Genomic DNA, 17,344 nt, shown 5'->3' on the forward strand with positions numbered 1-17,344 from the left:
CGCGCCTGTCCCTTAAGGTAGGGCGCGAATAGACAACCGGCCGGCCCAAGCTCTCTTGGACGTCGACCCAAGACGGACGCCTATGAACCCGAATTTTCTAGATTTCGAACAGCCGATCGCCGACCTGCAAGCCAAGATCGAAGAGTTGCGCTTGGTCGGTAATGACAATTCGCTGAATATCGGCGATGAGATCTCCCGCCTGCAGGACAAAAGCAGCACGCTGACCGAAGACATCTTCGGCAAGCTGACCAGCTGGCAGATCGCGCGCCTGGCGCGTCACCCGAAACGTCCGTACACCCTGGACTACATCGAACACATCTTCACCGAGTTCGACGAGCTCCACGGCGACCGTCACTTCTCCGACGACGCTGCCATCGTGGGCGGCGTTGCCCGTCTGGATGATCAGCCGGTGATGATCATCGGTCACCAGAAAGGCCGTGAAGTGCGCGAGAAGGTTCGCCGCAACTTCGGCATGCCGCGCCCGGAGGGCTACCGCAAGGCGTGCCGCCTGATGGAAATGGCCGAACGTTTCAAGATGCCGATCCTGACCTTCATCGATACCCCGGGCGCATACCCTGGCATCGACGCCGAAGAGCGCAACCAGAGCGAAGCGATTGCCTGGAACCTGCGCGTCATGGCCCGTCTGAAAACCCCGATCATCGCCACCGTGATCGGTGAAGGTGGTTCCGGCGGTGCGCTGGCCATCGGCGTGTGCGATCAGTTGAACATGCTGCAGTACTCGACCTACGCGGTGATTTCGCCGGAAGGTTGCGCATCGATTCTGTGGAAAACCGCCGAGAAGGCGCCGGATGCCGCAGAAGCCATGGGCATCACCGCCGAGCGTCTGAAAGGCCTGGGTATCGTGGATAAAGTGATTGGCGAGCCTTTGGGCGGCGCTCATCGTGATCCAGCCGCGGCCGCTGCATCGATCCGTGCAGAGCTGAGCTCGCAACTGGCGATGCTGAAGAAGTTCGATAACGAAGCGCTGTTGAAGCGTCGTTACGAGCGTCTGATGAGCTACGGTCTCTAAGCCAGGCGCGCAATACCCCTGTGGGAGCGAGCCTGCTCGCGATGACGGTTTAACATTCAACTAATCGGTTGGCTGTTCGACCGCAATCGCGAGCAGTCTCGCTCCCACATTTGATTTGTGCGAAGGGAAAGATATGGATCGGCCCGCGCTTGATTTGCCTTCCCGGCTTCTGCTGGCTCTTGCCCCGTGGCGCAATGCTGCGAAATGGCACATCGCTTTCTCCGGCGGCCTCGACTCCACCGTCCTGCTGCACCTCCTCGCCCACCTCGCAAAAACCCAAACCCTGCCAGCCCTCAACGCCATCCACATTCATCACGGCCTTCAAGAGGCGGCTGACGCGTGGCCGGAACACTGCCAGTCCGTCTGCGATGCGCTGGGTGTACCGCTACAGGTCGTTCGCGTCCAGGTCGAGCCCGGCGCCAGTCTTGAACGTGCCGCCCGTGATGCACGGTATGGCGCGTTCAGTGACGCTACCCAGGCCAATGAAGTGCTGCTGACCGCCCAGCACCGCGACGATCAGGCGGAAACCCTGTTGTTCCGGCTGCTGCGCGGGGCAGGGGTGAGAGGGTTGTCGGCGATGCCGCGGGATCGGGCATTGGGCAGAGGGCATCTGCTGCGGCCCTTGCTCGATGTCACGCGGGCAGAACTGGAGGCTTATGCGCAGGCACATCAATTGTGCTGGATCGAAGACCCTTCGAACGAGGATCGGCAGTTCTCGCGCAATTACCTGCGTCATCAGGTGTTGCCGGTCATCACCGAGCGTTGGCCCCAAGCCGTTGCGACCATGGCCCGCAGCGCCGCACACTTGAGCGACGCGCAGGGTTTGCTCGATGAGCTGGCGCACATCGATCTGGCGCATGCCCGCACGGAGAGTGAATTCGATTGGCTGGGAGTGCCGTCCCTTGAGCTGGCGGCACTGACCGAGCTGTCTGCCGCCCGCCAGCGAAATGCGCTGAGTCACTGGCTCGCTGCGTATACGCGGCTGCCGGACAGCGACCATTGGTCGGGTTGGGAGGATTTGCGTGATGCCACCGGCGATGCCCGTCCGGTCTGGCGATTGGCGGACGGCGAGTTGCATCGGGCTGGCGGGCGGATCTGGTGGCTGTCGGGCCGTTGGTTGCGTACGCCACCGCCCGCCGGGAACTGGGCCGATCCGTCGATATCGTTTTCCTTGCCGGATAACGGCGTGCTGACACTCTGCGGCCAAACGCCCGATGGTCCGCTGCATATCCGCTATCGTGAGGGAGGTGAGGTCATGCATCTGCCTGATCGCGGTCATCGGGACTTGAAGCGTTTGCTCAATGAACGCGGGGTTCCGGGCTTCGTCCGTGGCAGATTGCCGCTGCTGTTTCGGGGCGAGCAATTGCTGGCCGTGGCGAACCTGCGGGGGTTGGACGGCAGTGTGCAGGATGGCTGGCATTTGCATTGGCAGCCACCGGGCGAAGATCAAGGTTTGAGCTGAAAGGGGCTTTCCGGTAGACTACGCTCCCTTCTTGATACAACTTCTGTGGATTCGCCTGAATTGCAGGAGTTGCCGATTACCAAGCAGTCTTTGCTGGGCGATTCCAAAAAATGTGTAGCGAGCAACGTACCGGTGTTTCATCTCCCGGTCTGTCCCAACGCGGCGGTTTTTTTGAAAGGTGCACTGTGATTAATGCAGGTGATCGGGGGCTTCGGCCTTCCTTCGCTTTCCCCGGCGGCTCGGACCGCTTTAACGCAGACTTCTAGGGTTTTTCATGACGCGCTACATATTCGTCACGGGCGGTGTTGTTTCTTCTTTGGGGAAAGGCATTGCATCGGCTTCATTGGCGGCCATCCTGGAGGCGCGGGGACTTAAGGTCACCATGCTGAAACTGGATCCGTACATCAACGTCGATCCGGGCACCATGAGCCCGTTCCAGCACGGTGAAGTGTTCGTCACCCACGACGGCGCCGAGACCGACCTGGACCTGGGTCACTACGAGCGGTTCATCCGCACGACCATGACCCAGAACAACAACTTCACCACTGGCCGCGTCTACGAACACGTGCTGCGCAAAGAGCGCCGTGGTGATTACCTGGGCGCAACCATCCAGGTCATTCCGCACATCACCGACGAAATCAAGCGCCGGATCATCAAGGGCGCCGGCGATGCCGACGTGGCGATGGTCGAGATCGGTGGCACCGTGGGTGACATCGAATCCCAACCGTTCCTCGAAGCCATCCGCCAGTTGCGTTTCGAAGTCGGCGCCAAGCGCGCAATGCTGATGCACCTGACGCTGGTGCCGTACATCGCCACTGCCGGCGAAACCAAAACCAAGCCTACCCAGCACTCGGTCAAGGAACTGCGTTCCATCGGCCTGCAACCAGACGTGCTGGTATGCCGCTCCGATCACCCGATCGACATTTCCTCCCGTCGCAAGATCGCGCAATTCACCAACGTTGAAGAACGTGCGGTGATCGCGCTGGAAGACGCCGACACCATCTACAAGATCCCGGGCATCCTGCATTCGCAAGGCCTGGACGATTTTGTGGTCGAGCGTTTCGGCCTGCAATGCGGCGGCGCCGATCTGTCCGAGTGGGAAGCCGTGGTTGACGCCAAGCTCAACCCTGAGCACGAAGTCACCATCGCCATGGTCGGCAAGTACATGGAACTGCTGGACGCCTACAAGTCGCTGATCGAAGCGATGAGTCACGCCGGCATCAGCAACCGCACCAAGGTCAACCTGCGCTACATCGATTCCGAAGACATCGAAAACCAGGGCACTGCGCTGCTGGAAGGCGTCGACGCGATCCTCGTTCCGGGCGGCTTCGGTCTGCGCGGCGTGGAAGGCAAGATCACCGCCGTCCAGTACGCTCGCGAAAACAAGGTTCCGTACCTGGGCATCTGTCTGGGCATGCAAGTGGCGGTCATCGAGTTCGCTCGTAACGTCATGGGCTGGAAAGACGCCAACTCCACCGAGTTCGATCGTGCCAGCGGTCATCCGGTCGTGGGCCTGATCACCGAGTGGGAAGACGCCACTGGCGCGGTCGAAACCCGTACCGAAACCTCCGATCTGGGCGGCACCATGCGTCTCGGCGCGCAGGATTGCCTGCTGGAACCGGGTTCCCTGGTTCACGGTTGCTACGGCAAGGACGTGATCGTCGAGCGTCACCGTCATCGCTACGAAGTGAACAACAACCTGCTGCCGCAAATCATGGAAGCCGGCCTGAAAATCTCCGGTCGTTCCGGCGATGGCGCGCTGGTTGAAGTGGTCGAAGCACCGGATCATCCATGGTTCGTCGCTTGCCAGTTCCACCCTGAGTTCACCTCGACGCCACGCGACGGTCACCCGTTGTTCAGCGGTTTCGTCAAAGCAGCTTTGGCTCAACACCAGAAGAAGGCTTGAACCTTATGGCGCAGAAGATCATCCGCGTAGGCGATATCGAGATTGCCAACGACAAGCCAATGGTGCTGTTCGGTGGCATGAACGTGCTGGAAAGCCGCGACATGGCGATGCAGGTCTGCGAAGAGTACGTCAAGGTCACCGAGAAACTCGGTATCCCTTACGTGTTCAAGGCCAGCTTCGACAAGGCCAACCGTTCTTCCGTGACCTCTTACCGGGGCCCCGGCCTGGAAGAAGGGATGCGGATTTTCCAGGACATCAAGCAAGCCTTCGGCGTGCCGATCATCACCGACGTCCACGAGCCTGAGCAGGCCGCGGTCGTCGCTGAAGTCTGCGACATCATCCAGCTGCCGGCCTTCCTGTCGCGCCAGACCGACCTCGTGGTCGCGATGGCCAAGACCGGTGCGGTGATCAACATCAAGAAAGCCCAGTTCCTCGCGCCTCAGGAAATGAAACACATCCTGAACAAGTGCGTAGAAGCCGGTAATGATCAGTTGATCCTCTGCGAACGCGGTTCGAGCTTCGGCTACAACAACCTGGTGGTCGACATGCTCGGCTTCGGCATCATGAAGCAGTTCGAATACCCGGTGTTCTTCGACGTGACCCACGCGCTGCAAATGCCTGGTGGTCGTGCCGATTCTGCCGGCGGTCGTCGTGCCCAGGTGCTCGACCTGGCGAAAGCCGGGATCAGCCAGTCGCTGGCCGGTCTGTTCCTCGAAGCCCACCCGGACCCGGACAACGCCAAATGCGACGGCCCTTGCGCCTTGCGTCTGGACAAACTGGAGCCATTCCTGGCCCAGCTCAAAGCTTTGGACGAACTGGTGAAGAGTTTTCCGACGGTAGAAACCGCGTAATCCTCATTTCTCCGGTAAAGTACCGCACGATTTGTTGCTCAGGCCCTCGGGCCTGAGCCTTGTCGCCCGCAAGTCTGCCCGCTGCACACCTCTTGCCGGCGATAAAAGATTTCCTTCAGCTGCGTCGTTTTCGTCAACTTTGGAGTGTTTACAACAATGGCAAAAATCGTCGACATCAAAGGTCGTGAAGTTCTCGACTCCCGTGGCAACCCCACCGTGGAAGCGGACGTGCTTCTCGATAACGGCATCATCGGCAGCGCTTGCGCGCCGTCCGGTGCTTCCACTGGCTCGCGTGAAGCGCTCGAGCTGCGTGATGGCGACAAGAGCCGTTACCTGGGCAAGGGCGTTCTGAAAGCCGTCGCCAACATCAACGGTCCGATCCGCGACCTGTTGAAAGGTGCAGACCCAAGCGACCAGAAAGCGCTGGATCTGGCGATGATCAAGCTCGACGGCACTGAAAACAAAGGCTCCCTGGGCGCCAACGCAATCCTCGCCGTTTCCCTGGCCGCGGCCAAGGCAGCAGCCCAGGACCAGGACCTGCCGCTGTACGCTCACATCGCCAACCTGAACGGCACCCCGGGTGTTTACTCGATGCCGGTTCCGATGATGAACATCATCAACGGTGGCGAGCACGCCGATAACAACGTCGACATCCAGGAATTCATGGTTCAGCCGGTTGGCGCCAAGTCTTTCTCGGAAGGTCTGCGCATGGGCACCGAGATTTTCCATCACCTCAAAGCTGTGCTGAAGGCCCGTGGCCTGAGCACTGCCGTCGGTGACGAAGGTGGTTTCGCACCGAACCTGGCTTCCAACGAAGACGCTTTGAAAGTGATCTCCGAAGCCGTGGCCAACGCCGGTTACAAGCTGGGCACCGACGTGACCCTGGCACTGGACTGCGCGGCCAGCGAGTTCTACGAAGACGGCAAGTACAACCTGTCCGGCGAAGGCCAGGTGTTCACCGCTGAAGGTTTCGCCGATTACCTGAAAGGCCTGACCGAGCGTTACCCGATCATCTCCATCGAAGATGGCCTGGACGAGTCCGACTGGGCTGGCTGGAAAATCCTCACCGACAAGATCGGCGAGAAGACCCAGCTGGTAGGCGACGACCTGTTCGTGACCAACACCAAGATCCTGAAAGAAGGCATCGATAAAAAGATCGCCAACTCGATCCTGATCAAGTTCAACCAGATCGGCACCCTGACCGAAACCCTGGAAGCCATCCAGATGGCCAAGGCCGCCGGTTACACCGCCGTGATCTCGCACCGCTCCGGCGAAACCGAAGATTCGACCATTGCCGACCTGGCCGTGGGCACTTCGGCTGGCCAGATCAAGACCGGCTCCCTGTGCCGTTCCGATCGCGTCTCCAAGTACAACCAACTGCTGCGTATCGAAGAGCAGTTGAACGGTAAAGCCAAATACAACGGCCGCAGCGAATTCCGCGGTTGATTGATTGCTGGTAAAAAGACAGCGGATTGTGTCGGAAAAATCGCTACGGCGACGTTTTTGCCACTAATCTGATGCCTTATAAGCACAAGCCTGGATTTTCCAGGCTTCGTGCTATCAGTCGCTTCATGTTTTGGTTTGGCTGTCTTTTTTCACTGGATACCCGATATTCGATGCGCAGTCCCAATTGGTTGTTCCTCGTCTTGCTCTTGTTGCTGGCTGGCCTGCAATACCGCCTGTGGGTGGGTAATGGCAGTCTGGCGCAAGTGGCCGAGCTGACTCAGCAGATCGCGGATCAACACGCAGAGAACGAAGGCTTGCTGGAACGCAATCGGGTCATGGACGCCGAAGTCAGTGAACTGAAAAAAGGCATGGAGACCGTTGAAGAGCGGGCTCGCCATGAGCTGGGCATGGTCAAGGACGGTGAAACCCTTTACCAGTTGGCGCAATGAATTCCCCGTTACCGGCCTTCTGGGCCGTGATTCCTGCCGCGGGCGTCGGTGCCCGTATGGCCGCGGACCGTCCCAAGCAATACTTGCAACTGGGCGGGCGCACTATTCTCGAACACAGCCTCGGCTGTTTCCTTGATCATCCTTCCCTGAAGGGGCTGGTGGTCAGTCTTGCTGTCGATGATCCTTATTGGCCCAATCTGGCGTGCGCTTGCGATTCACGTATTCAACGCGTTGACGGCGGCTCCGAGCGTTCCGGGTCGGTGCTCAATGCCTTGCTGCATTTGCATGCGCTGGGTGCTGGCGATGAGGATTGGGTGTTGGTCCACGATGCGGCGCGGCCCAATCTGAGCCGGGATGATCTGGACAAGTTGCTGAGTGAGCTTGCTGACGATCCGGTCGGCGGGCTGCTGGCGGTGCCGGCACGCGATACCCTCAAGCGCGTCGATAAAAATGGTCGTGTGGTTGAAACCGTGGACCGCAGCGTGATCTGGCAAGCCTATACGCCGCAGATGTTTCGCCTTGGCGCGTTGCATCGGGCGTTGGCGGACAGTCTGGTGGCGGATGCTTTAGTGACTGATGAAGCTTCGGCCATGGAGTGGGCAGGTTTGGCGCCGCGGCTGATTGAAGGTCGATCCGACAACCTTAAGGTCACTCGCCCTGAGGATCTTGAATGGCTGCGTCAGCGTTGGGCTAATCGCCGCTGAGTTGTTCGTTGTCTCATCAACCGCTATCGCGAGCAGGCTCACTCCTACAGTGTTTTGCATTGCTCACGTTTTCAGCGTTCGCCACAGATCAAGTGTGGGAGCGAGCCTGCTCGCGATAGCGGCCGGGCAGACCACACATAACTCAACTTCGATACTCCGGCCGCTCGGCCAACCCTTCCTTCAAATAATCCACCAGCTTGCGCACCTTCGGCGACAAATGCCGTTGCTGTGGATAAAGCGCCCACACCGCCGTGTTGGGCGGCTGATGCGCTTCAAGCAGCGAAATCAAAGCGCCGCTTTTCAGATGCTCCAGCACGTAGTAATCCGGCAGCTGACACAGCCCGACGCCCTGTACCGCAGCATCCAGCACCGCCTGCCCACTGTTGCAGCGCCAGTTTCCCTGCACCCGCTGGGAAAACTCCCGCCCGTTCTGTTCCAGTTGCCAGAGGTCCGAACTACCGATGAGGCAATTGTGGCGGCTCAATTCCGACAAGCTATGAGGGCGACCATACCGTTCGAGGTAGGACGGAGATGCGCATAAATACATACGCCGTGGGGCGAGTCGCGCGGCTACCAGCCGCGAGTCCTGAAGTCGACCGAGGCGGATCGCCAGGTCCAGGCCTTCGTGAACAAGGTCGAGTTGGCGGTTGCTCAACTCGATATCAATACGCAATTGCGGATAGAGCCCCATGAACCGCGTCACGAGCGGCACGATGAAACGCTCGCCGTAGGCCACGGCGCAGGTCATGCGCAGCATGCCTTTGGGCTCGCTGGTCAGGTCGCCCACTGCACGCAGTGCCTCTTCCCGGCCATCCTGCAGACGCTGGCAATGCTGCAAAAAAGTTTGACCGGCCTCGGTCAGCGTGACGCGGCGCGTACTGCGATAGAGCAGACGCGTCTGAAGGCGCTCTTCGAGGCGTACGATTTGCCGACTGATGTGGGAGGAAGACACCCCAAGACGTTCCGCCGCCGCCGTAAACTGGCTGCACTCAGCCACGGCGACGAACTCGTCGATTCCTTCCCAGCGGTTTTCGGACATGAACGATTATCCCTGTGTAGCAATAATGTTTTTCTTTTGTCCCGATTATTCATCGTTAGGCGCTGTATTACACTCCTTGTCTCGTTTTTATTCACTGGAGAATCCACATGATCAAGTCGCGCGCTGCCGTTGCCTTCGAGGCCAAGAAACCCCTCGAAATCGTTGAAGTCGATGTCGCCATGCCCAAGGCCGGTGAAGTTTTGTTGCGTGTGGTTGCTTCCGGTGTCTGCCATACCGATGCGTACACCCTGTCGGGTGCTGATCCGGAAGGCATCTTCCCGTCGATCCTCGGTCACGAAGGTGGCGCGGTGGTCGAAGCGATCGGCGAGGGCGTGACCTCCGTCGCGGTTGGCGATCATGTGATTCCGCTGTACACCCCGGAATGCCGTCAGTGCAAATTCTGCCTGTCGGGCAAGACCAACCTGTGTCAGGCGATTCGCGCCACTCAGGGCAAAGGCCTGATGCCGGATGGCACCACGCGTTTTTCCTACAAGGGCCAGCCGATTTTCCACTACATGGGCACCTCGACGTTCTCCGAGTACACCGTGTTGCCGGAGATCTCCGTCGCCAAGATTCCTAAAGAAGCTCCCCTGGAAAAAGTCTGCCTGCTGGGCTGCGGTGTCACCACCGGCATCGGTGCGGTGCTCAATACCGCCAAGGTGAAACCCGGTGATACCGTGGCCATTTTCGGTCTCGGTGGCATTGGCCTGTCGGCGATCATCGGCGCGGCAAAAGCCAAGGCTGGACGCATCATCGCCATCGACATCAACCCGGCCAAATTCGAAATTGCCAAGCAACTGGGTGCAACCGACTGCGTCAACCCGAAAGACTTCGACCGTCCGATCCAGGAAATCATCGTTGATATGACCGATGGTGGCGTCGACTTTTCCTTCGAGTGCATCGGCAACGTCCACTTGATGCGCGCCGCACTTGAGTGCTGCCACAAAGGCTGGGGCGAGTCGGTCATCATCGGCGTTGCCGGTGCCGGCCAGGAAATCGCTACCCGTCCGTTCCAGTTGGTCACCGGTCGCGTCTGGCGCGGTTCGGCGTTCGGTGGCGTGCGCGGTCGTACCGAGTTGCCGAGCTATGTCGAAATGGCCGAGACCGGCGAGATCCCGCTGGACACCTTCATTACCCACACCATGGGCCTGGAAGACATCAACAAGGCTTTCGACCTGATGCATGAAGGAAAAAGCATCCGTTCCGTCATCCATTTCTGAGGTCGGTCATGAGCCTGGAAAATATCTCCTGCCAGAAGAGTTTCGGTGGCTGGCACAAACGCTACCGGCACCGTTCCGAAGTGCTCGGTTGCGACATGGTGTTCGCCGTGTACCTGCCGCCGCAAGCGGAGCAGGGCGGCAAACTGCCGGTGCTGTACTGGTTGTCCGGCCTGACCTGCACCGACGAGAACTTCATGCAAAAGGCCGGTGCCATGCGCATGGCCGCCGAGCTGGGGTTGATCATCGTTGCGCCGGACACCAGCCCGCGCGGCCCCGATGTGCCGGGTGATCCGGACGGCGCCTGGGATTTCGGCCTCGGTGCCGGGTTTTATCTAAATGCCACGCAGGAACCCTGGTCGCGCCACTATCGGATGCATGACTATGTCGTGCAGGAATTGCCGGCATTGGTCGAAGCCCATTTCCCGGCGTCGGACAAGCGCGGCATCAGCGGTCACTCCATGGGCGGCCACGGTGCGCTGGTCTGCGCCTTGCGCAATCCGGGACGCTATCTGTCGGTGTCGGCGTTCTCGCCGATCAACAATCCGATGGATTGCCCGTGGGGCCAGAAAGCCTTTTCCCGTTACCTGGGCGAAGACCGTTCGAAATGGCGTGAATGGGACGCTTGCGTCCTGATCGCCGAAGCCGACGAGAAGCTGCCGTTGCTGGTCGACCAGGGGGATCGCGACGATTTCCTGGCCACCCAGCTCAAGCCTGAAGCCTTGCAACAGGCGGCCAAACTGGCCGGTCATCCGCTGACGTTGCGCATGCAACCGGGCTACGACCACAGCTATTTCTTCATCGCCAGTTTCATCGACGACCACTTGCAGCATCACGGGCGCGCTCTAGGCGCCTAATGCAGGTAGAATCACGCCCTGACAAAAATCGGGGCGTTTTTTTATGCGTATTGGCCACGGCTATGATGTGCACCGTTTCGCTGAAGGCGATTTCATTACTCTGGGCGGCGTGCGCATTGCACACGGCTTCGGGCTGCTCGCTCACTCCGACGGTGACGTCCTGCTGCACGCCTTGAGCGATGCCTTGCTCGGCGCCGCTGCGCTGGGTGATATCGGCAAACACTTCCCGGACACCGACCCGACCTTCAAGGGCGCCGACAGCCGTGTGCTGTTGCGTCACGTCGTCGCACTGGTCCACGCCAAAGGCTGGAAAGTCGGCAACGTCGATAACACCATCGTCGCCCAGGCGCCGAAAATGGCCCCGCATATCGAATCGATGCGCGCGCTGATTGCCGCGGATCTTCAAGTTGAGTTGGATCAAGTGAACGTGAAAGCTACCACCACCGAGAAGCTTGGCTTTGTCGGTCGCGAAGAAGGCATTGCCGTGCACTCCGTTGCCTTGTTGCTGCGCGCATGAACGAACTGCAATTGCTTGGCCCGCGGGCTTACGGTGATGCCCTCGGCACCGCCGTACTGAAAGCCACGGCGGAAGACTTTCAGGTCGATGAAGTCCTCAATATCCCGCTCAGCGGTGATGGCGAGCACCTGTGGATCTGGGTGGAAAAGCGTGGCTTGAACACCGAGGAAGCGGCGCGGCGAATCGCCAAGGCCGCGGGCGTGCCATTGCGTACCGTCAGTTACGCGGGGCTCAAGGATCGCCAGGCGTTGACGCGCCAGTGGTTCAGCGTGCAACTGCCGGGCAAGGCCGATCCTGATCTGGCGGCGGCGGAAAACGACACCCTGAAAATCCTCAAGACCGGTCGGCACAAGCGCAAGCTGCAACGCGGCGCGCACTCGGCCAACGGTTTCACCTTGCGCCTGACTCAGTTCACCGGCGACAAGGGCGCGATCGAAGCGCGCCTGCAATTGATCGCCAAACAAGGCATCCCCAATTATTTCGGCGCCCAGCGTTTCGGCTTTGACGGTGGCAACGTGGTCGACGCCCGTGGCTGGGCCGCGCGCAAGGCATTGCCGGAGCAGCGCAACGTGCGTTCGCGCTTGCTCTCGACCGCTCGCAGTTTTCTGTTCAACCAGGTGCTGGCGGCGCGCGTCGCCGATGGCACCTGGCAGCAAGCGCAGGTCGGCGATCTGCTGGCGTTTACCGACAGCCGCAGTTTTTTCCCGGCCGGTGAGGCCGAGTGCAGCGACCCGCGACTGGCCATTCTCGACCTGCACCCGACAGGTCCGCAGTGGGGTGAAGGTGACTCGCCGGCGGCGGGGGCTGTCCATGAACTGGAGCAGGCAATCGCTGCGCGCGAAGCGGACTTGCGCGATTGGTTGATTAACGCCGGTATGAGCCACGAACGTCGCATCCTGCGGCTGCCCATTGGTGGGTTGACGTGGCATTATCCCGAGCCTGACATTCTGCAACTGGAATTCGTCCTGCCGGCCGGATGCTTCGCCACCGTATTGGTGCGTGAACTCGTCGATCTGGTGCCGGTGGGGCAGACGGACAGCCCATGCGTATTCTGATTTCTAACGACGATGGGGTAACCGCACCCGGTCTCGCCGCGCTTTATGCTGCGCTGGCGGATTACACCGAGTGCGTGGTTATCGCCCCGGACCAGGACAAAAGCGGCGCCAGCAGTTCGCTGACGCTCGACCGTCCGTTGCACCCACAGACTTTGGCCAACGGCTTCATCAGCCTCAATGGCACACCGACGGATTGCGTGCACCTGGGCCTCAACGGCTTGCTGGAGCGCGAACCGGACATGGTGGTTTCCGGTATCAACCTGGGCGCCAACCTGGGTGACGATGTGTTGTATTCCGGCACCGTGGCCGCCGCGCTTGAAGGGCGTTTCCTGCAACGTCCTTCGTTTGCCTTTTCGTTGGTCTCACGTCAGGTCGAGAACCTTCCCACAGCCGCTTACTACGCGCGCAAACTGGTAGAAGCTCACGCCGACCTGGACCTGCCACCGCGCACGGTACTGAACGTGAACATCCCGAATTTGCCCCTGGACCACATCCGCGGCATCCAACTGACTCGCCTCGGCCATCGCGCCCGCGCGGCGGCACCGACGAAGGTGGTCGACCCGCGGGGCAAGTCCGGTTACTGGATCGCCGCCGCCGGGGATGCCGAAGACGGCGGGCCGGGTACCGATTTCCATGCGGTGATGCAAGGCTATGTATCCATCACGCCGTTGCAGCTGGATCGCACCTTCAATGATGCCTTCCGAAGCCTCGATGGCTGGCTGGAGGGACTGCGCTGATGGCCCGTGAACAAGACCCGACGCATCGCGGCATCGGCATGACCTCGCAACGAACGCGCGAGCGCCTGATCCAGCGGTTGTATGAGGAGGGCATTTCCAACGCCAAGGTGCTGGAAGTGATTCGCCGTACGCCGCGCCACCTGTTTGTCGACGAAGCGCTGGCGCACCGTGCCTACGAAGACACCGCGTTGCCGATCGGCAATAACCAGACGATCTCCCAGCCTTACATGGTCGCCCGCATGAGCGAGCTGCTGCTGGAGGCTGGCCCGCTGGACAAGGTGATGGAAATCGGCACCGGCTCCGGTTACCAGACCGCGATCCTGTCGCAGCTGGTCGAGCGGGTGTTTTCCGTCGAACGCATCAAGGTCTTGCAGGACCGGGCCAAGGAACGCCTGCTCGACCTTAACCTGCGCAACGTGGTGTTTCGCTGGGGCGATGGTTGGGAGGGCTGGCCTGCACTGGCGCCGTACAACGGTATTATCGTCACGGCGGTGGCGACCGATGTCCCCCAGGCGTTGCTCGATCAGTTGGCGCCGGGAGGGCGACTGGTCATACCGGTCGGGTCTGGCGAGGTTCAGCAATTGATGTTGATCATCCGTGAAGAACACGGCTTTTCCAGGCGTGTTCTGGGGGCGGTGCGCTTCGTTCCATTGCTCAACGGGCCACTGGCCTGAGCATTTGTTCAAGCGCGCTGAATTCTCTTCGATTGCCTCTGTCTTACAGCGGCGTCGATGAGTTAAACGGGATTCATCGTCAGACAGCAAACGTGTGCGCGAAGCCATCTCGCTTCATTAAAGGTAAAGCCTGCACGGCCCGTTATACTTGCGACACTTCATGCCGAAGCACGGCAATTCAAATCTTCAGCCACCACAAAGGGAGCGGCGGGTGAGTCTCACAGTCATTGCGCAGCGTATGGGTATAACGAGCTTTCAGCGCCTGGTGACTGGCCTTGTCTTGAGCACCTTGCTGGTCGGTTGTTCCAGCAACAAATCGAGCGACGTGCGCGTCGTCGATCGCAACAATGCCGTGGCCCAGCGTCCGGCAGTGACCACGGGTCAGTACGTGGTTCGACCGAAAGACACCCTGTTCTCGATCGCTTTTCGCTACGGCTGGGACTACAAAGCCCTCGCGGCACGCAACAACATTCCTACGCCTTACACGATACATCCGGGTCAGACAATTCGCTTTGACGGTCGCACCGGTTCAACGCCGACGGCGGTGGTCAGTCCGGCCGAAACGGCACCTTCTTCGTCGAGTAAAACCACGGTAATCCGGCGCCAGCCGAATGGCGCAACTACGACGACAACGGTGGTTGCACCGTCCGTCGCCAACAAGCCAGCACCGGCTCCAATGCCGCCCGCAGGCCCGGCCCCGACCGGCTGGGGGTGGCCTTCTAATGGCATCTTGATTGGAAAATTCTCTTCAAACGGTAGTTTGAATAAAGGAATTGATATCGCCGGAGATTTGGGACAGCCTGTTTTAGCTGCGTCTGATGGGACGGTGGTATACGCCGGGAGTGGCTTAAGGGGCTACGGCGAATTGGTCATCATCAAACACAGCGACACCTACGTCAGTGCCTACGGACATAACCGCAGGCTGTTGGTTCGGGAGGGGCAGCAGGTCAAGGTCGGACAGACAATTGCCGAAATGGGGTCAACGGGTACAGACCGGGTGAAGCTGCATTTTGAGATTCGCCGACAAGGTAAACCTGTAGATCCGCTGCAGTTCCTGCCCCGTCGTTGATTTGTTACCAGCCTGTTCCGTCACGTAGAGGGGACAGGCTCCAGCGTTGCCAAGGATAAAGGCGCCGCTTGAGCTTGAGGTCGAACTCACCAAAGGACTATAACAATGGCTCTCAGTAAAGAAGTGCCGGAGTTTGACATCGACGATGAGGTTCTCCTGATGGAGACCGGCATCGGTACGGATTCGATGTCGAATGATGAAGGGGCGGCTCCACCTTCCGTTCGTGCCAAATCCAAACACTCCGCATCGTTAAAGCAACACAAGTACATCGACTACACGCGTGCACTTGACGCCACGCAGCTGTACCTCAATGAAATCGGCTTTTCCCCTCTGCTGTCTCCCGAAGAAGAAGTTCATTTTGCGCGCCTGTCGCAAAGTGGGGATCCGGCCGGGCGCAAACGCATGATTGAAAGCAACCTGCGGCTGGTGGTGAAAATCGCCCGGCGCTACGTCAATCGTGGCTTGTCGCTACTGGACCTGATCGAAGAGGGCAACCTCGGGCTGATCCGGGCAGTGGAAAAGTTCGACCCTGAACGTGGCTTCCGCTTTTCGACCTATGCAACCTGGTGGATTCGTCAGACCATCGAGCGCGCAATCATGAATCAGACCCGGACCATCCGGTTGCCGATCCATGTGGTCAAAGAGCTCAATGTGTACCTGCGGGCTGCACGGGAGCTGACGCAAAAGCTCGATCACGAACCCTCACCCGAAGAAATCGCCAACCTGCTGGAAAAACCGGTAGGAGAGGTCAAGCGCATGCTTGGTTTGAACGAGCGGGTTTCTTCGGTCGACGTCTCGCTGGGTCCGGATTCGGATAAAACCCTGCTGGACACCCTTACTGATGACCGCCCAACCGATCCATGCGAACTGTTGCAGGACGATGACCTGTCCCAGAGCATCGATCAATGGCTCTCGGAACTGACCGACAAGCAGCGCGAGGTGGTGATACGCCGCTTCGGCCTGCGCGGCCATGAGAGCAGCACGCTGGAAGATGTGGGCCTGGAAATCGGTCTGACCCGCGAACGCGTCAGGCAGATCCAGGTGGAAGGCTTGAAGCGTCTTCGGGAGATCCTGGAGAAGAACGGCCTGTCGAGCGAGTCGCTGTTTCAATAAGAAAACTGCTTGAGCCACATCAAAAAGCCCCGACTGGTTCGGGGCTTTTTCTTGTCACAAGAAATGCGTTCACCACGGTCCTGTAGGAGCCGGCTTGCTGGCGATGAACGATTACGCGGAGTAACTGGCTAACCGCGGCGCCTGGGATCGCCAGCAAGCCGGCTCCTACACATTCAGCGCACAGTCTAGATCTCAAGTTTGTAGCATCGCGTTGTAAGTCTTCGCTTACTCTTTCGTAAGTGTTCGTTATTTTTACACTCGGTCAGTCGCCGATTGTCGCCGCGCCACCTTCTTATCTATCTGATCAATATAGATATTTTTAAAAGTTAAGAGCTTATGACCGCGCGTTTTGCCCTCTCAAGCCAATTGCGCTCGGCGGGGAACTCTCTAGTATCAGGGCTGTGTCGACGGACAGACACGCCCTTCAAGGATGAGGGGAAAGGACATTGCAGGACGCGATTCATCAGGACGATGAAAAGGAACACAGGGAATAGGGAAAAAATGTGGGCGGGTCAAACCGCCCCTTTTTTTGCCTTTTTTTTGGGTTTTGATTCCACTGCATTTTCGACTCATGCGCAGTCTCTTTGTAGGAGCCAGCTTGCTGGCGATGGTCGTTAACGAAAACGCGTGCTGTCTGGGGCCGCGCGGTGCGCTTACGTTCATCGCCAGCAAGCTGGCTCCTACAGGTTTTTAGAGCAGTGAAGATTTCGTAGGCCGCAGAAAAGCAAAAAGGCCCGCAAGGGGCCTTTTTTGGAACGCGAAGTGATCAGCGTTCGAGGTGTTCGATCTTGCCTGGCTTGCCATCCCATTCGGCGGCATCGGGCAAAGGATCTTTGCGCTCGGTAACGTTCGGCCAGACTTCAGCCAGCTCCATGTTCAGCTGAATGAAGTTCTCCATGCCTGCAGGTACTTCATCTTCGGAGAAGATGGCCACGGCAGGGCACTCTGGTTCGCACAGTGCGCAGTCGATGCACTCATCCGGGTGAATCACCAGGAAGTTCGGGCCTTCGTAAAAGCAGTCCACCGGACAGACTTCTACGCAGTCGGTGTACTTGCACTTGATGCAGTTGTCGGTGACGACGAAGGTCATTTCTAATTTTCTCCTCAGGCGGCGGCAGCGGAGCCCCTTCACGTTGGGGTCGCCAGGTTTGGGAGCGATAGTCTGCAGGCCAGGCTATTAGCCTGCAGCATCCCAAACCGCGCGAGATTCTAACAGCT

The 17,344-nt window shown here is 59.3% G+C and carries 17 protein-coding genes; 15 read left to right on the top strand and 2 right to left on the bottom strand.

Annotated features, from left to right (window positions below):
* Positions 1-82: 82 nt before the first annotated feature.
* The 7 genes from ACF6ZU_RS18520 (at position 83) to ispD (ending at position 7,848) form a co-directional block, all read left to right on the top strand.
* Entirely contained in the window at positions 83-1,030 is a 948-nt protein-coding gene (locus ACF6ZU_RS18520; RefSeq protein ID WP_392885788.1) for an acetyl-CoA carboxylase carboxyltransferase subunit alpha, read from the top strand.
* Positions 1,031-1,163: 133 nt separating this feature from the next.
* On the top strand, positions 1,164-2,492 hold the full coding sequence (gene tilS / locus ACF6ZU_RS18525) for a tRNA lysidine(34) synthetase TilS (RefSeq protein WP_392885790.1): 1,329 nt from the start codon (positions 1,164-1,166) through the stop codon (positions 2,490-2,492).
* Between the two features lie 274 nt (positions 2,493-2,766).
* Positions 2,767-4,398 carry a CTP synthase gene (locus tag ACF6ZU_RS18530; protein WP_056720956.1) on the top strand — a complete coding sequence of 544 codons (1,632 nt, stop codon included), beginning with the start codon at positions 2,767-2,769 and terminating at the stop codon, positions 4,396-4,398.
* 5 nt (positions 4,399-4,403) lie between these two features.
* Positions 4,404-5,249, top strand: a complete 846-nt coding sequence (gene kdsA, locus ACF6ZU_RS18535) for a 3-deoxy-8-phosphooctulonate synthase (RefSeq protein WP_008028990.1) — start codon at positions 4,404-4,406, stop codon at positions 5,247-5,249.
* Positions 5,250-5,405: 156 nt separating this feature from the next.
* Positions 5,406-6,695 carry a phosphopyruvate hydratase gene (gene eno / locus ACF6ZU_RS18540; RefSeq protein WP_392885791.1) on the top strand — a complete coding sequence of 430 codons (1,290 nt, stop codon included), beginning with the start codon at positions 5,406-5,408 and terminating at the stop codon, positions 6,693-6,695.
* A 170-nt stretch (positions 6,696-6,865) separates the two neighbouring features.
* Positions 6,866-7,144, top strand: coding sequence for a cell division protein FtsB (gene ftsB / locus ACF6ZU_RS18545; RefSeq protein ID WP_008028992.1), 279 nt, complete (start codon positions 6,866-6,868; stop codon positions 7,142-7,144).
* The gene (gene ispD, locus ACF6ZU_RS18550) at positions 7,141-7,848 is read left to right on the top strand and encodes a 2-C-methyl-D-erythritol 4-phosphate cytidylyltransferase (protein WP_392885792.1); all 708 of its coding nucleotides are present in this window, start codon (positions 7,141-7,143) and stop codon (positions 7,846-7,848) included. Before ftsB ends, ispD begins: the two co-directional genes overlap by 4 nt.
* A gap of 142 nt (positions 7,849-7,990) precedes the next feature.
* On the opposite strand, the gene ACF6ZU_RS18555 is transcribed toward ispD, so the two are convergent.
* Positions 7,991-8,887 carry a LysR substrate-binding domain-containing protein gene (locus tag ACF6ZU_RS18555; protein ID WP_392885794.1) on the bottom strand — a complete coding sequence of 299 codons (897 nt, stop codon included), beginning with the start codon at positions 8,885-8,887 and terminating at the stop codon, positions 7,991-7,993.
* Between the two features lie 107 nt (positions 8,888-8,994).
* Here ACF6ZU_RS18555 and ACF6ZU_RS18560 point away from each other — a divergent pair, with 107 nt between their 5' ends.
* From ACF6ZU_RS18560 to rpoS, 8 genes are all read left to right on the top strand, one after another.
* A complete protein-coding gene (locus tag ACF6ZU_RS18560) occupies positions 8,995-10,107 on the top strand; it encodes an S-(hydroxymethyl)glutathione dehydrogenase/class III alcohol dehydrogenase (protein WP_392885795.1) in 1,113 nt (370 codons plus the stop codon).
* An 8-nt stretch (positions 10,108-10,115) separates the two neighbouring features.
* Entirely contained in the window at positions 10,116-10,961 is an 846-nt protein-coding gene (gene fghA, locus ACF6ZU_RS18565; protein ID WP_392885797.1) for an S-formylglutathione hydrolase, read from the top strand.
* Positions 10,962-11,004: 43 nt separating this feature from the next.
* Positions 11,005-11,478, top strand: a complete 474-nt coding sequence (gene ispF, locus ACF6ZU_RS18570) for a 2-C-methyl-D-erythritol 2,4-cyclodiphosphate synthase (RefSeq protein WP_008029005.1) — start codon at positions 11,005-11,007, stop codon at positions 11,476-11,478.
* Entirely contained in the window at positions 11,475-12,533 is a 1,059-nt protein-coding gene (gene truD / locus ACF6ZU_RS18575; protein WP_392885800.1) for a tRNA pseudouridine(13) synthase TruD, read from the top strand. Before ispF ends, truD begins: the two co-directional genes overlap by 4 nt.
* The gene (gene surE, locus ACF6ZU_RS18580; protein WP_392885802.1) at positions 12,521-13,270 is read left to right on the top strand and encodes a 5'/3'-nucleotidase SurE; all 750 of its coding nucleotides are present in this window, start codon (positions 12,521-12,523) and stop codon (positions 13,268-13,270) included. Before truD ends, surE begins: the two co-directional genes overlap by 13 nt.
* A gap of 38 nt (positions 13,271-13,308) precedes the next feature.
* Positions 13,309-13,944 carry a protein-L-isoaspartate(D-aspartate) O-methyltransferase gene (locus ACF6ZU_RS18585; protein WP_371049381.1) on the top strand — a complete coding sequence of 212 codons (636 nt, stop codon included), beginning with the start codon at positions 13,309-13,311 and terminating at the stop codon, positions 13,942-13,944.
* Between the two features lie 211 nt (positions 13,945-14,155).
* A complete protein-coding gene (locus ACF6ZU_RS18590) occupies positions 14,156-15,013 on the top strand; it encodes a peptidoglycan DD-metalloendopeptidase family protein (protein WP_392885804.1) in 858 nt (285 codons plus the stop codon).
* 105 nt (positions 15,014-15,118) lie between these two features.
* Positions 15,119-16,126 carry an RNA polymerase sigma factor RpoS gene (gene rpoS, locus ACF6ZU_RS18595; protein ID WP_008154012.1) on the top strand — a complete coding sequence of 336 codons (1,008 nt, stop codon included), beginning with the start codon at positions 15,119-15,121 and terminating at the stop codon, positions 16,124-16,126.
* A gap of 766 nt (positions 16,127-16,892) precedes the next feature.
* On the opposite strand, the gene fdxA is transcribed toward rpoS, so the two are convergent.
* Positions 16,893-17,216 carry a ferredoxin FdxA gene (gene fdxA / locus ACF6ZU_RS18600; RefSeq protein ID WP_053159546.1) on the bottom strand — a complete coding sequence of 108 codons (324 nt, stop codon included), beginning with the start codon at positions 17,214-17,216 and terminating at the stop codon, positions 16,893-16,895.
* Positions 17,217-17,344: the final 128 nt, after the last annotated feature.

Source organism: Pseudomonas migulae (assembly GCF_043225285.1).
GTDB lineage: Bacteria > Pseudomonadota > Gammaproteobacteria > Pseudomonadales > Pseudomonadaceae > Aquipseudomonas > Aquipseudomonas migulae_C.